We start from the raw sequence: 13,755 nt of genomic DNA, 5'->3' as shown, positions 1-13,755 counted from the left end.
CACCTGCAGGCCATCGACGACCGCGCCGCCCGGATCACCGTCGAACCGACCGAGAACGTCGCCGGGATCGAGCTCCTGCACCCCCTCCACCTCAACGCCCGGCCCCGCCGGGACTGAACCGCCGGAACCGGCCCGCGCGCGCCGCCGGCGACGGGACGGCGGCCCCGGGTGCTATATTCGGTTCCGAATATTCGGAACCGAACAAGGAGGCCGCATGGCCGCCCGCCGCCGCGCCGCCGGCAACCCGCTCGCCCTGGCCGTCATGGGGCTGCTCCTGGAGAAGCCCATGCACCCCTACGAGATGCGGGCCACCCTGCGCGACCGCGGCCTGGACACCGCCTTCAAGCTCGGCACGGGCACCCTCTACGACACCGTCCGCGCCCTGCTCGAACGCGAGTGGATCCGCGAAGAGGACACCGGCAGCGACGGCGACCGCCCCCGACGCACCGTCTACGCCCTCACCGACGCCGGCCGCACGGCCTTCTCCGAACGCCTGGACGCGCTCGTCCGCACCCCCGCCGACGACGAGTACCCCGTCTTCCTCTCGGCCGTCGCCTACCTCGGCGCCCTGGGGCCCGACCGCGCCCGGGACGCCCTCACCGAGCGCGCCGGGCGCCTGGCCGAACGGGCCGACCGCCTCAGGGCCGACCTGCACCGCGCGCTCGACGGTTCCGCCCTGCCCCGCCTGTTCCTGATCGAGGTCGAGTACGCCGTGCACATGGCGGAAGCCGAGCGCTCCTGGGCCCTGGCCACCGCCGAGGAGATCCGCACCGGCTCCCTGCCCTGGCCCGCCGGCGCGCGCTGACCCCGGCCCGAACCCGACCACGGAGGCCACCGTGTCCCCTTCCCTGACCACCGACGTCCTCATCACCGGGGCCGGGCCCGCCGGGCTCCTCCTGGCCTGCGAGCTCGCCGCCGAAGGCATCGACACCACCGTCATCGAACGCGACGCCGAACGCCCCCGGCGCTCCCGCGGGTTCAACCTCAACGCCCGCAGCCTGGACCTGCTCGCCCGCCGCGGCCTGGCCGCCCCCTTCCTCGCCGAGGGGCGGCCCACCCCGCACGGCCCCTTCACCGGGCTCCCGGTCGCCCTGCCCATGCCCGGCGCCGCCACCGACCACCCGTTCACCCTGGGCATCCCGCAGCTGCGCATCGAGCAGATCCTGGAGGAGCACGCCCTCGGGCACGGCGCCCGCCTCCTGCGCGGCCACCGCCTCACCGCCCTCGACCAGGGCCCCGAGGGCACCACCGCCCGCGCCGACGGCCCCGACGGCCCCGTGGAGGTCACCGCCGGGCACACCGTCGGCTGCGACGGCGGCCGCAGCACCGTACGCAAGCAGGCCGGGATCGGCTTCCCCGGAACCGAGGCCTCCTCCTGGACCCTGCTCGGCGACGTCGTCCCCGCCGACACCGACGCACTGCCGCCGGGGCCGGCGGCCGGGCCGGGCGGCGACGTCCTCGTCCTGCCCCGCACCGGCTACGTGCGCGTCCTGCTCGCCGACCCCGACCCGCCCGCCGACCGGGACGCCCCCGTCACCCCGGCGGGCTTCGCCCGCGCCCTGGAAGACGCCCTCGGACGGCCCGTCCCCCTGGCCGGGCACCTCTGGCTCACCCGCTTCGGCGACGCCGCCCGCCTGGCCGACCGCTACCGCGCCGGCCGCGTCCTCCTCGCCGGCGACGCCGCGCACATCCACCCGCCGGCCGGGGCGGTCGGCGTCAACGTCGCCATCGAGGACGCGCACAACCTGGGCTGGAAACTCGCGCGGACCGTGCGCGGGTCCGCACCCGAGGGCCTCCTCGACAGCTACGAAGCCGAGCGCCGCCCCGCCGCCGAACGCGTCCTGGCCGCGACCCGGGCCCAAGCCCTCCTCGCCGGCCGCGACCCGGCCCTGGAACCGCTCAAGGACCTGCTCACCCGGGTGTTCGACCGGCCCGCCGCCGCTACCGCGCTCGCGGAGTCCCTCCTCGGCCTGGACACCGCCCACCCCATGGGCGCCGCCGACCCCGGGGCCCACCCCTGGCTCGGCCGCCTCGCCCCCGACCTGGACCTGGTCGCCGACGGCCGCCGCACGCGCCTGTCCGCGCTCGTGGCCGGCCGCCGTCCGCTGCTGCTCGCCTTCAACGGCGCCGACCTGCCCCTGCCCGAGCGGGCGGAGGCCGCCGGGGCCGCGGTCGTCCGGGCCCAGTGCGGCGACCCGCAGGGGGCCGAGGCGGCCCTCCTGCGCCCCGACGGGCACACCGCCTGGGTGCGCGCCCGCGGCGGGCGCGCGACCGGGGACCTGGAGGACGCCCTGGCGCGCTGGTGCGGGACGGCCGGGGGACGGCTCACCGCTCCGGTGGCAGGTCCGGTGCCAGGCGGGCGGTGAACCACGCCGCCGCCAGGTCCGCCACGCGGTCCAGGGCGCCCGGCTCCTCGAAGAGGTGGCCCGCGCCCGGCACCACCTCCAGGCCGGTCTCGCAGGCCATCTCCTCCCGCGCCCGGCGGTTCAGGTCTAGCACCGGCTCGTCGGCGCCGCCGACGATGAGCAGGGTGGGCGCCCGCACCGCCGCCAGGGAGGCCCCGGCCAGGTCCGGCCGGCCCCCGCGGGAGACCACCGCGCCGATCGCGGACGGCTCTTCGGCGGCCGCCACCAGCGCGGCCGCCGCACCGGTGCTCGCACCGAAGCAGCCCGCGGGCAGCCGCACCGCCTCCGGGCGCCCGCGCAGCCAGGACACCGCGCCGCGCAGCCGCTCGGACAGCAGCCGGATGTCGAAGACCAGCTCGCGGTCGCCTTCCTCTTCCGGAGTGAGCAGGTCGAACAGCAGCGTGCCCAGCCCGGCGCCGTGCAGCCGGCCGGCCACGTGCACGTTGCGCGGGCTGTCGCGGCCGCTCCCGCTGCCGTGCGCGAACACGACCACGGCCTGGGCCCCCTCGGGCACGGTCAGGCGCCCCTTGAGGACCACGCCCCCCGCCTCCAGTTCCACCTCCCCGCCGGCGGTGCCCGGGCGCCGCGCCGCCTCCCGCAGCAGGCGGACCACCTCCCCCTCGCCGGTCTGGCCGAAGTCGGCGTACCACTCCCCGACCGACTGGAACCACTCCGGCGCCGACAGGGCCACCACCGCGTCGGCCTCGGCGGCCAGGCGGTCCAGGGCGGAGGGGGAGCCCACCGGCACCGCCAGCACCACCCGCACGGCCCCCTGGGCCCGGGCCACCCGGCAGGCGGCGCGGGCGGTGGAGCCGGTGGCCACGCCGTCGTCGACCACCACGGCGGTGCGCCCGGCCGGCGAGGTGCGCGGGCGGCCCTCGCGGAACAGCTCGGCGCGGCGCTCCAGCTCCGCGCGCTCCTGCCGCTCGACCGCCTCCAGCTCCCGCTCGGTGACGCCGTGGCCCCGGACCACCGCGTCGTTGAGGATGCGCACCCCGCCCTCGCCGATGGCGCCCATGGCCAGCTCCGGGTGGTCGGGAAGGCCCAGCTTGCGGACGCCGATCACGTCCAGCGGCGCGCCGAGCTCCTCGGCGACCCTGTACCCCACCGGCACGCCGCCGCGCGGCAGCGCCAGCACGACCGGCTCCTTCTCGGCCTCGCCTCCGTGCACGAGCCGCCGCCCCAGCAGCCGGCCCGCCTCGGCGCGGTCCTCGAATGCGCGCTCCAGGTCAGCCATTGCTCGCATCCCCCTTCACCCGCACTCCTGCCCGGCGGGGGCGGGGGCTGAACGCGGTCGGCCGGGCGCCGGGCCGTGCGCCGGCCGGAGGGGCGAGGCGCCGGAACCGCCACCTTTACGTCATAGATTCACAAAAGGCGGGATCGCGGGGGTTCAGTGCAGGAAGTCCAGGAACGCCTCCCGCCCGGCGATGCGGCCCAGCGCCGGCAGCCCGGTGGTCCGGGTCCAGCGCAGCCGGTCCACCGCCCGGTAGGCGATCCCGACGATCTCGGCGGGCGCCGCCGGGGGCACCCGCAGGACCACCGCGTCGCCGCGGACGGGGCGCTCGGCCGCCAGGTAGGTGACCGCGTCCCCGGCCCGGCCCCCTCCGGTGCGCACCTCGATGCGCAGCAGCGCGAACCGCTCCCCGGCCCGCGCCGACCAGGCCTGCGAGGAGCCGCTGAGCTCCTCCAGCAGGAACGCGTGGCGGAGCGGGACGGGCGCGTCCGCCCCGGGGTCCCAGTAGGGCTCGCCGGCGTCCCGGGGCGGCACCGCCACCGGGCCGCCCGGGCGCAGCGCCTCCACCAGCGCCGCGGTCCCGGCGCCGGGGTCGACCCGGGTGCGCCGCTCCCTCCCGCCGGGCCAGGAGGCGACGACGGCGGGCCGCTCCCCGGCGAGGTCGAGGGTGTGGAGCAGCAGGCCGTGCGCTGCACCGGCCCGCTGCACGCCGGCGAGGCGGAACAGCAGCGGGGCCCACCACTCCCCTCCCGCCCAGGCCTTGCGGCGCTCGCCTCCGCCCGCGTCGTCCATGCTCCTCTCCCCGCTCCTCTCTCCCTCCGGGGCGGGGGGCGGCTCCGCCCCGCGTCTGAGCCCTTTCAGAATTCCGCTCAAGCCGCCGTTCCCGGCCGCTCTGTGCCGACCACCGGGGCGGGTGTTCTCCCCCGCCCGAATCGACCTTGCGCTCATCGGCCCTGTCGTCATCGCTTCCGGCTTCCCGCTCGACCCGCACGGACAATCCCCCGATCTCCCGCGACCGTAATCAGGGGCTCGGAGACCGGAAAGGGCCGAGAGTCCATAGCGCGCTACGGTGCGTAGCGCCCCCGCCCCGCGGGCAGCGAAACGCGACCGGCCTACTGGGTGGGGAGGGCCCAGGGCACCGACCGCAGGGCGCTCCACCTGGCCGAGGTCCTGGACGGGCGCGCCCCCTCCTGACCGGGCGCAGGGATCACCGCGCGAGCCGGTCCCACCCCGCCATGGCGCCGTCGACGACGGCCTGGAGGCGCTCCCGGCCGGCGCCGTCGCGGGCCTGGACCGACAGCCCGTGCAGGACCGTCACGGCGAAGGACGCCAGCACGTCGGGGTCGGCCCCGGCGGGCAGGTCGCCCTCCTCCACACCGCGCCGGATGCGGGCGCGGACCTTGTCCAGGTCGGCGCGCCGGAGCCCGGCCAGGTACCGCCCGACGTGCTCGTGCCCCTCGGCCAGGTTGATGCCGGACAGGACCACCATGCAGCCCGGCGGGGTGTCGGGGTCGGCATAGGCGTCGGCGTTGCCGCGGAGCATCCGCTCGACGGCCTCCCGGGCCGTCGGGGCGCCCATCGCCCGGTCGGTGGGCGAGGCCTCGGGGGCGCTGTACAGCTCCACGGCCTCGCGGAAGAGCCCGTCCTTGGACCCGAAGGCGGCGTACAGGCTGGTCGGGGTGATGCCCATCGCCGAGGTGAGCATGGTCAGCGAGGTCCCCTCGTACCCGTGCTGCCAGAAGAGCCGCATGGCCGTCCTGAGGGCGGCCTGCCGGTCGAACCGCCGCGGCCGTCCGCGCCCCGCCATCGCCTCCCCGCCTTCCCTTGACGCCTCCGCCGATGCTAGCAATTATGTAGCGAACACTACATAAATCGAAGGAGGCCTCCCATGGGCACACTCGACGGCAGGACCGCACTGGTCACCGGCGGCGGCAGGGGCATCGGCGCGGCGGTCGCCGCCCGGCTCGCCGCAGAGGGCTGCGCGGTCGCGCTGACCTACGCCGCCTCCCGGGACCGCGCGGAGAAGACGGTCCGCGGGATCGAGGAGGCCGGTGGCCGGGCCCTGGCCCTGCGCGCCGACGCCGCGGACCCGGCGGCGGTGGAGGCCGCGGTCGAGCGGACCGCCTCCGCCCTGGGATCCCTGGACATCCTGGTGAACAACGCCGGGATCTTCCCCTACGGCGACATCGGCGACCTCACCCTGGAGGACTACGAGGCGACCATGGCGGTGCACGTCCGCGCGGTGTTCGTGGCGAGCAGGGCGGCGCTGCGGCACATGGGCGAGGGCGGGCGGATCATCAGCATCGGCAGCAGCCTCGCCGAGCGCGTTCCCGGCCCGGGCATCAGCCTGTACGCGATGAGCAAGTCGGCGCTGACCGGCTTCACCAAGGGCCTGGCCCGCGACGTGGGGCCGCGCGGCATCACCGCGACCGTCGTGCACCCCGGCTCCACCGACACCGACATGAACCCCGCCGACGGCGAGGGCGCCGACGACGAGCGCGCCCTGATCGCGCTCGGCCGCTACGGCAGGCCGGAGGAGGTCGCCGCCACCGTCGCCCACCTCGCGGGGCCGGGCGGCGCCTACATCACCGGCACGTCCGTCACGGTCGACGGCGGCGTGACGGCGTGAGCACCGGCACCGCGGCGGACACACGCCGGTCCCCGGCCGCCTCCTGGACCGTCCTGGCCGTCGCCGGCCTGCTGGAGATCGTCTGGTCCCTGGCACTGAAGAAGGCCGAGGGGCTGACCCGGCCGGGCTGGGGCGCCCTGGGCATCGGCACGGCCCTGCTCAGCCTCGGACTGCTCTCCACCGCCCTGAAGGACCTGCCCATGGGCACCGCCTACGCCGCATGGGTCGGCATCGGGACCATCGGCGTCGCGGCCGCGGGGATCATCGCCCACGGCGAGCCGGTCACCGCGGCGCGCCTGGCCCTTCTCGGCCTCATCATCGGCGGCGTCGTCACGCTCAGCCTCTCCGATCACACATCCGAGCGCACACCCGCGGACCCCCCGAGGAGGCCCACATGGCATGGCTGATCTTGACCGTCGCCGGCCTGCTGGAGATCGTCTGGTCCCTGGCACTGAAGAAGGCCGAGGGGCTGACCCGGCCGGGCTGGGGCGCCCTGGGCATCGGCACGGCCCTGCTCAGCCTCGGACTGCTCACCTACGCCCTCAGGGACCTGCCCATGGGCACCGCCTACGCCGCATGGGTCGGCATCGGAACCATCGGCGTCGCGGCCGTCGGGGTGCTCCTCCTCGGAGAACCCGTCTCCCGCCGCCGCCTCGCGGGACTGGCCGCGATCACCGCAGGGGTGGTCGGCCTCAACCTGATCGGAGGCTGATTCAGCGGGCCCCGGGGGAAGGCGGGTCGGGCCCCGCCTCTCCCCCGGCCCCTCCCCGGCGGGCCCGGTAGTGGGCCTCGGTGCGGCGCCGGTGCTTCTCCCGGTTGTGCCGACCGCACAGGAGCTGCCCGTTCTCGGCGGTGGTGGCGCCGCCCTCCCACCACTCGGTGCGGTGGTCGCCCTCGCACCACCGGACCGGCACCGTGCACCCTTCCTCCCACTGGCAGGTGGCGGTGCGGGCGGCCAGGGCGTGGCGGATCTTGTCCGGGAAGGTCCTCCTGGCGGTGCCCACGTCCAGCACCTTGCCGGTGACGGGCTCGGTGACCATCCGCTGCAGGATGCAGTCCGAGGCGAAGGCCCGGGCGGCCGAGTGCGGAAGCGCCCGGCCCCGGTCCGTCACGGCCGGTGCGGCGCCTTCCTGGAGCCGGAGCATGTCCAGGGGGACGGTCACGTTCACGAAGGCCCGCCCCGCGCCCCGGCGGCGCGTGCTCCCGCGCGGGGCCGCCAGGGCCTTGGCCGCGTCCGACCCGGCCTCGGGGACCGGAACGGGGGCGCCCTCGGCGGAGAGCCGGTTCTCGCAGAGCTGCACCAGGGCGTCGAACCGGCGCTCGTCGGCGGTCCGCTCGTCGCCCTCCCCGGGAGGGGCGGTGTGCAGGTCCAGCGCGGAGGAGACGATGTGGTCGGAGGCGATGTCGCCCTGGACCTCCATCGTGAAGCCGAAGCGGTTCCGGAGGTAGCGCGCCTTCCGCTCGGCGAAGGAGCGGCGGTTCTCCCGCTCGTCCTCCTCCGGGCAGATGCGCTGGAGAAGGGTGCGGCCGATGCGCCCCAGACCGGAGGGGTCGGCGCCGGCGCGGACCGCCTCCAGCAGGATCGGCTCGGCGCGGGCGCGGAAGTCGTCGGGGTCCGGGAAGTCCCCGGCCGGGCGCCTCTCGACGGCCTTCTCGCACTCGCCGACCACCTTGGCCAGGTGGGAGAAGCCGATCTCACCGGCCTCGGCGGCCTTGACCGAGGCCGCGTACTCGTCCAGGCGGTCGGCCACCTGGACGACCGCCTTGGCCTGGGCCAGGGTGCGCCCGTGGTCCCGGAGCAGCCCGGTCACCGTGGAGAAGTCCGAGCCGGCCAGGGCGCCGGTGTCGCGCATCCGCGCCGCCAGCCGGGCCGCGGCCAGGTCCAGGGCGTCCTGCCCGGCGGCCAGGGCCCCCATGGCCCGGATCAGGCCCTCCCGGTGGCCGGGGGCCACCTCCGCCTCGACGGCCCGGCCGATTCCGCGCAGCACCCCGGAAATGCCCTGCTCGATCTCCCGCGCGGGAGATCCGGCGGGAGCACCGGGGTACTGCTGGTCGTCCATGCATCCAATGTAAGCAACACCGCCGACATTTCACAGCCCCTTTTCGAGATTTCCCAACCTTTCCCATCGTCTCATATTTGCGCAGGTCAACCCACCCCTTGACCGCCACCCCAACGCCCTTTCCCGTCTTCCCGTGCACGATGGTCACGACAACGCCAGATACAAATTCCAACGACACCTTGAAAATGGATCGATCACATTCTCTAGAGCGCCGAGAAACCGAACGAGTCGCACTCAAAGGGGGGTGGAAGCACGAACCGATCGCCTCCCGAGGGCGTCTTGCACACCGAATGGTTCACCCTCCTAGGCAGTGACACCCATCGCCGCAGGTCAATCCGCATGCCGCATCTCGCTCCCTTGGCCGACCACCCCTCACTCAGCAGGGTCCCCGCCCAGGGGCCCATCACCGATCCGCAGGAACTCACCGGAGACGAGGACCTGACGGCGGACAAGCTCGGGCCGGGGAGCGAGGTGGTCCGCTCTCCCCGGCCCAGGTACTGATGCGGCAACCGCTACGGCATCTGGCTGATCGCCGTGGCCGTTCCCCACAGCACCAGTACCGCGAACACGATGTTCAGCGCCGGCATGATCCACGAGTGCCAGCGCGTCCGTGCTCCGGTCGCGCGCGTCGTGTTCCACCGGTGCACCGCCGCGACCACGGATGCCACTACCAGGCCTCCACCGACCGCCCACACCACCGGAGGCACCGTTCCCCAGTCGCCGAGGACGAACGCCCACACCCAGGCCGCCGCCGACGCCGCCACTTCGGCGACCGTGTTCGCCCTGGGCAGCGGCCCCCGCTGGAGGCTGCCGCGGGCGACGCGCAGCAGGGTGATCCCCGGGACCAGAACGGCCAGGAACACCGCGACCCCGGCGCCCCAGTAGGCGAGGATCCCCCCGCCCCCCGAGAACGCTGAGGAGTCCAGGCCCAGGAGGGTGAGACCGATCCGCTCGGCGGGCACCTTCGACGAGTCGGCCATGACGACCACCGACCGCCCGTCGTCGGTGTGCCCCATGAACGTCACCGTGCCGCTGGTGCCGCCGTTGTGCCACGAGAGCTCGGTGCCGCCGACGTTCCACAGCACCCACGCCAGGCCGGACCGTGCATCGTACTCCTCGGCACCGGAGATGCCCTCGGCCTCCCGCGGCTCGTGCGTCATCCGCGTGACCGGGGACTCGGTGTCCTGGGCGGCCTCCAGGAGGCGGCTCAGGTCCTCCGGTGTACTCCACGTCCCCGATCCCGACGGGATGTACTGCCCCGGCTTCCACTGCACGGCGGGGGACGAAGCGGCCCGGAAGGGCAGCGCCGCGCCCTGCGGCGGCTCGGGCCCGTCGCCCGGGTCGGGCACGACGGTGGCGTCCATGCCCAGCGGCTCCAGCACCCGCTCGGTCACCGCCGTCCGGTAGTCGCCGCCCGCCGCGTGCCCGAGGCTGTGCCCCAGCAGGGCGAAGCCGAAGTTGGAGTAGGTGTGCGGCGAGCCCGGCGCCGCGCCGCTGTCTTCCATGGAAGCGGCCACCTCGACGGGGTCCCCTGCAGCCCGGTAGGGGTCGGCCCGGAAGAACTGGTAGGGCAGGATTCCTTGGACGAGCCCGGCGTCGGCGCCGAGCGGCAGGCCCGGGAGCCCGGAGGTGTGCGTGGCCAGGCTCTCCAGGGTGGTGTCCGCGACCGCGGGGTCCGCGAAGTCGACCTCGGACCAGATCTCGCCGAGCGTGGTGTCCAGCTCGACCTCGCCCCCCTCCACCATGTCGGCGAGCAGCCGGGCGGTCACCACCTTCTGCAGGGACCCGGTCTCGAACCGCGTCCCCTCCGCCACCGGCTCACCGTCCCCGCGGGTGCCCAGCTGCGCGGTGCGGGTCCGCCCCTCCTCCTCCAGCAGCACCGACACCCCGACGGCCGAGCCGTACGGCAGCTCCTCCAGCACCTGCCCGGCGATCTCCTCGTCGCCCGAGACGTGCCGGTCGACCGGCGGGGTCACCGGGAAGACCAGGTAGGCGCCGACCGCCACCGCGGCTCCCAGCGCTGCGGCGAGGGCCGCCGCCTTCCGTTCCGTCACTCGTTCCTTCCCTGTCCGCTGCACCGCGGCCTCCTCGTCCGCCGCGCGCTCACCGGCGCGCGGCCATCAGCACCACCAGGAGCGGGACGATGCGTTCGGGCGGCACCCGGTAGCGCCCGCGCCCGGCCGAGCGCAGCCACCCGTCGGCGGTGAGGCGCCGCAGGTGATGGTAGAGCTGGCCGGTGGTCCCCAGGGACGGGTCCTGCTTCAGGGCGGCGGTGTCGGCGGTCCCGGTCAGCACCCGCTGCAGCAGGGTCAGCCGTACGGGGTGCCCGAGCGCCTCGATGGCCCCGGCGACCTCGCTCCAGTCCGCCTCGATCAGCTCCGCCGCCTCGGCCGCCTCCTGCCACTCGTAGCGCTCCCCTGTGGGAAGCGGCACCTGGCCGGTGAACAGCACGGCCCCGCGCTCGGGGTCGGCCATCCGCTTGATCCGGTTCAGCGCCCAGAAGACGTCCGCGCCCTCCGGGCCGCCGGTGCCCTCCCCCGGGCGCTCCGCGGCCGGCTCGGGCCGCTGATCCCCGGCGTCGTTCCGATCGCGCTCAAGCCGCCCGACCCGCTCCTCCAGCTGGGCCAGACGCTCATCGACGCGCTCCTCGCGGTTCTCCACACCTCGATGATACGTACTTACGTAATTTCGTACAAACGACGGCGCGCGCGAGCGGAGCCGGAAGCCGAGCCGGAACAGGTGAAAGGAGAAGAAGGAGGGAGGAGCGAGCACCGCCCCCGGCCGGACTCAGCCGGCCGAGCGCGCCAGCAGCCCCTTGACGACCTCGCCGACCAAGCGCTCCACCTCGGCCCGGGCGGCGCGGTCCTTGGCGTCGAGGTGGCCGGTTCCGGCGAAGGTCACCAGGCCGTGCACGGTCGACCAGGTCAGCAGCGCCAGGTCGCCCGGGTCGCCCGCGCGGAACGCCCCCTCGCGCTGCCCGGAGGCCACCATCCCGGCGCACTCGTCGAACAGGGCGACCGCGGCCTCGTGCAGCGGCCCGCCCGTGGCGCCCTCGGCCTTCTTCTGGGTGACCACCCACTCGCCGAACATGAGCCGGTAGTGCTCGGGCGCCTCGCCCGCGAAGTCGATGTAGGCCAGCAGGACGGCCCGCAGCGCCGAGGGCGTGTCGCGGGCGCCGTCGGCGGCCGCCCGCATACGGTCGCGCATGGCCAGGAACGCCCGCGCGGCGACGGCGCGCAGCAGGGCGTCCTTGTCGGTGAAGTGGCGGTAGGGCGCCGAGCGCGACAGGCCCACCCGGGCGCCCACGCCGCGCAGGGTGACCGCCCCCGGGCCGCCCTCGCCCAGCAGGTCCCAGGCGGCGCGGACGAGCCGCTCACGGGTATCGGGCGGCTGACCGGGGACCATGCCAGAACCGTAGGCGACGGCCGTTGACAGCGTCAACTCGCCCTCGTACGTTGACGACGTCAACTCGATCTCACCGGGGAGCAACGCCTTGGACACCACAGTCAACGGCGCGCACACCAGCATCGGCCCCGCACCCGACGACAGCGCCGCCGAGACCCTGCGCGAGGGGCTCGGCCTGACGGGGGCCAAGATCGCCTGCGGACAGGGGGTCTGCGGCGCCTGCACGGTCCTGGTCGACGGCGCCCCCACCGCCTCCTGCCTGCTGCCCGCCACCGCGCTGGAGGGCCGCTCGGTCACCACCGTGGAGGGCCTGGAGGGGCGCCACCCCGTGCAGCGCGCCTTCGCCGCCCACGACGCCCTGCAGTGCGGCTACTGCACGCCCGGCTTCGTCATGGAGGCCGCCGCCTTCCACGACCGGTGGCGGGCCGAGCACGGCGCCGCGGCGCCGGACCGGTCCGACATCGCCGAGGCCCTGGCCGGCCACCTGTGCCGGTGCGGGGCCTACGAGGGGATCTTCGCGGCCGTCGCCTCCGCGTGCGCCGGGCGCTTCGACCAGGAGCAGGACCAGGAGCAGGACAAGGCCGCCGCGCCGCCCCGCGCCGACGCGGCCGAGAAGGTGACCGGACGCGCCCGCTACACCACCGACGTCTATCCCGAGGGCCACTGGGAGGCGGTGGTCGTGCGCTCCGACCGCCCCCACGCCCGGGTGGCGCGCCTCGACGCCGGCGGGGCCGTGCACGTGGACCTGCTCCCGCAGGACCGGACCGTGCGCTACGNNNGCGGGCCGCCGCGCAGGTCCGGGTCGAGTACCGCGACCACCCGGCCACCGTGGAGGCCGCCGCGGCCGAGACGCCGGGCTCGCCGGTGGTCCACCCGACCCGCGAGGAGCGGTCCGCCGCCCCCTCCAGCAACGAGGGGGCGACCCTTCCGGCGCCCTGGCGCGGCAACGTCCGGGGACCCGCCACGCTCGGCCTGCGCCGGGGCACCGCCGTCAAGCGCCTCAACGACGCCCACGCACGCGGCGACCGGCTGCTGTACTCGGCCGAGTTCACCACCGCCGTCCAGGTGCACACCCCTCTGGAGCCGCACGCCTGCGTCGCCTACTGGGAGGGCGGCGACCTGTACCTGCACGTGTCCACCCAGTACGTGCGCGGGGTGGCGCGGGAGGCGGCCGAGCGCTGGGACCTGGCCCCCGAACGGGTGCACGTGCGCGCCGAGCACGTCGGCGGCGGCTTCGGCGCCAAGTCGGGGCTGGGCACCGAGGCCGTGGCCGCGGTGGAGCTGGCCCGGCTCAGCGGGGCGCCGGTGCGGCTGGTCTACGACCGCGCCGAGGAGCTCACCGACGCCGGCTCCCGCCCGGGGACCCGCACCCGGCTGGCGATGCTCGCCGACGACCGGGGGCGGCTGTCCGCGCTGTCCATCGACTCCTGGGGCGACGGCGGGGTGTCCACCGGGTCGGCCGTGGCCGCGATGGGCATGCTCGTCTACGGCCGGGCCCCGCGCCGCGTGCGCGACTACGACGTCATCACCAACCGCCCGCCCGGCGCCCCGTTCCGCGGCCCCGGCGGCGCACCGCTGGCCTGGGCGCTGGAACAGGCCGTGGACGAGATGGCGCTGCGCCTGGGCGAGGACCCGATCGCGCTGCGCCGCCGCTGGGACGGCAACCCCAAGCGGCACGCCCTCTACGACCGCGCCGCCGCGCTGCCCCTGTGGCGGGACCGCCCGCGCGGGCCGCGCACCGGCCGGTTCCGGCGCGGCGTGGGCGCGGCCGCCTCCAACTGGCCCTACCTGCTGGACCCCAGCGCGCAGGTGGAGCTGGTGGTGGAGGACGGGTGCGTGGTGGTGCGCACCGCCACCCAGGACATCGGCACCGGCGTGCGCACTGTGCTGGCCCGGGTGGTGCGCGAGGAGCTGGACCTGGAGGCCGACCAGGTGCGGGTGGAGACCGGGGAGAGCGGACCGGTGCCCGGCCCCGGCTCGTTCGGCAGCCGCACGACCACCTCGGTGGCGCCGGCGGCGGCC

Annotated in this window: 14 protein-coding genes and 1 pseudogene; 8 read left to right on the top strand and 7 right to left on the bottom strand. The window is 75.7% G+C overall.

Annotated features, from left to right (window positions below; translation table 11 throughout):
• Positions 1-214 precede the first annotated feature (214 nt).
• Entirely contained in the window at positions 215-805 is a 591-nt protein-coding gene (locus tag D450_RS0104440; RefSeq protein ID WP_017537472.1) for a PadR family transcriptional regulator, read from the top strand.
• A 31-nt stretch (positions 806-836) separates the two neighbouring features.
• Positions 837-2,366 (top strand): FAD-dependent monooxygenase, encoded by a 1,530-nt coding sequence (locus D450_RS0104435; RefSeq protein WP_017537471.1) that lies wholly within the window; start codon positions 837-839, stop codon positions 2,364-2,366.
• Here D450_RS0104435 and D450_RS0104430 read toward each other — a convergent pair.
• The 3 genes from D450_RS0104430 to D450_RS0104420 form a co-directional block, all read right to left on the bottom strand.
• Complete coding sequence (locus D450_RS0104430; protein WP_017537470.1) at positions 2,326-3,642, bottom strand: phosphoribosyltransferase family protein; 1,317 nt, start codon at positions 3,640-3,642, stop codon at positions 2,326-2,328. The genes D450_RS0104435 and D450_RS0104430 overlap by 41 nt on opposite strands.
• A gap of 153 nt (positions 3,643-3,795) precedes the next feature.
• Positions 3,796-4,431 carry a hypothetical protein gene (locus tag D450_RS0104425; protein WP_017537469.1) on the bottom strand — a complete coding sequence of 212 codons (636 nt, stop codon included), beginning with the start codon at positions 4,429-4,431 and terminating at the stop codon, positions 3,796-3,798.
• Positions 4,432-4,846: 415 nt separating this feature from the next.
• A complete protein-coding gene (locus tag D450_RS0104420; protein WP_017537468.1) occupies positions 4,847-5,446 on the bottom strand; it encodes a TetR/AcrR family transcriptional regulator in 600 nt (199 codons plus the stop codon).
• Between the two features lie 81 nt (positions 5,447-5,527).
• Here D450_RS0104420 and D450_RS0104415 point away from each other — a divergent pair, with 81 nt between their 5' ends.
• The 3 genes from D450_RS0104415 to D450_RS0104405 are packed head-to-tail and all read left to right on the top strand — an operon-like array spanning position 5,528 to position 6,980.
• The gene (locus D450_RS0104415; protein WP_017537467.1) at positions 5,528-6,268 is read left to right on the top strand and encodes an SDR family NAD(P)-dependent oxidoreductase; all 741 of its coding nucleotides are present in this window, start codon (positions 5,528-5,530) and stop codon (positions 6,266-6,268) included.
• A complete protein-coding gene (locus tag D450_RS0104410) occupies positions 6,265-6,675 on the top strand; it encodes a DMT family transporter (RefSeq protein ID WP_017537466.1) in 411 nt (136 codons plus the stop codon). Before D450_RS0104415 ends, D450_RS0104410 begins: the two co-directional genes overlap by 4 nt.
• Positions 6,663-6,980, top strand: coding sequence for a DMT family transporter (locus D450_RS0104405; RefSeq protein ID WP_017537465.1), 318 nt, complete (start codon positions 6,663-6,665; stop codon positions 6,978-6,980). Before D450_RS0104410 ends, D450_RS0104405 begins: the two co-directional genes overlap by 13 nt.
• 1 nt (position 6,981) lies before the next feature.
• Here the strand turns inward: D450_RS0104405 and D450_RS0104400 are convergent, their stop codons facing one another.
• Positions 6,982-8,328: an HNH endonuclease signature motif containing protein gene (locus tag D450_RS0104400; protein ID WP_017537464.1), complete on the bottom strand. Its 1,347-nt coding sequence runs from the start codon at positions 8,326-8,328 to the stop codon at positions 6,982-6,984.
• A gap of 339 nt (positions 8,329-8,667) precedes the next feature.
• On the opposite strand from D450_RS0104400, the gene D450_RS33870 reads away from it, so the two are divergent.
• Entirely contained in the window at positions 8,668-8,829 is a 162-nt protein-coding gene (locus D450_RS33870) for a hypothetical protein (RefSeq protein ID WP_162531540.1), read from the top strand.
• Positions 8,830-8,840: 11 nt separating this feature from the next.
• Here D450_RS33870 and D450_RS0104390 read toward each other — a convergent pair whose 3' ends face one another.
• The 3 genes from D450_RS0104390 to D450_RS0104380 form a co-directional block, all read right to left on the bottom strand.
• Complete coding sequence (locus D450_RS0104390) at positions 8,841-10,382, bottom strand: serine hydrolase domain-containing protein (RefSeq protein ID WP_017537462.1); 1,542 nt, start codon at positions 10,380-10,382, stop codon at positions 8,841-8,843.
• A gap of 49 nt (positions 10,383-10,431) precedes the next feature.
• Positions 10,432-10,989, bottom strand: coding sequence for a helix-turn-helix transcriptional regulator (locus tag D450_RS0104385; RefSeq protein ID WP_017537461.1), 558 nt, complete (start codon positions 10,987-10,989; stop codon positions 10,432-10,434).
• 126 nt (positions 10,990-11,115) lie between these two features.
• A complete protein-coding gene (locus D450_RS0104380) occupies positions 11,116-11,733 on the bottom strand; it encodes a TetR/AcrR family transcriptional regulator (protein ID WP_017537460.1) in 618 nt (205 codons plus the stop codon).
• 88 nt (positions 11,734-11,821) lie between these two features.
• Here D450_RS0104380 and D450_RS35550 point away from each other — a divergent pair.
• Positions 11,822-12,199, top strand: a pseudogene (locus tag D450_RS35550) ((2Fe-2S)-binding protein); the annotation flags it as partial.
• 362 nt (positions 12,200-12,561) lie between these two features.
• Positions 12,562-13,755, top strand: a 1,194-nt coding sequence (locus D450_RS35545; RefSeq protein ID WP_017537459.1) for a xanthine dehydrogenase family protein molybdopterin-binding subunit, incomplete at its 3' end; no start/stop codon positions are given.

Source organism: Nocardiopsis halophila DSM 44494, assembly GCF_000341245.1.
In the GTDB taxonomy this organism is placed as follows: domain Bacteria; phylum Actinomycetota; class Actinomycetes; order Streptosporangiales; family Streptosporangiaceae; genus Nocardiopsis_A; species Nocardiopsis_A halophila.
Note: the sequence above shows the minus strand (reverse complement) of the source record. Positions and strands in the feature narration are given on the sequence as shown.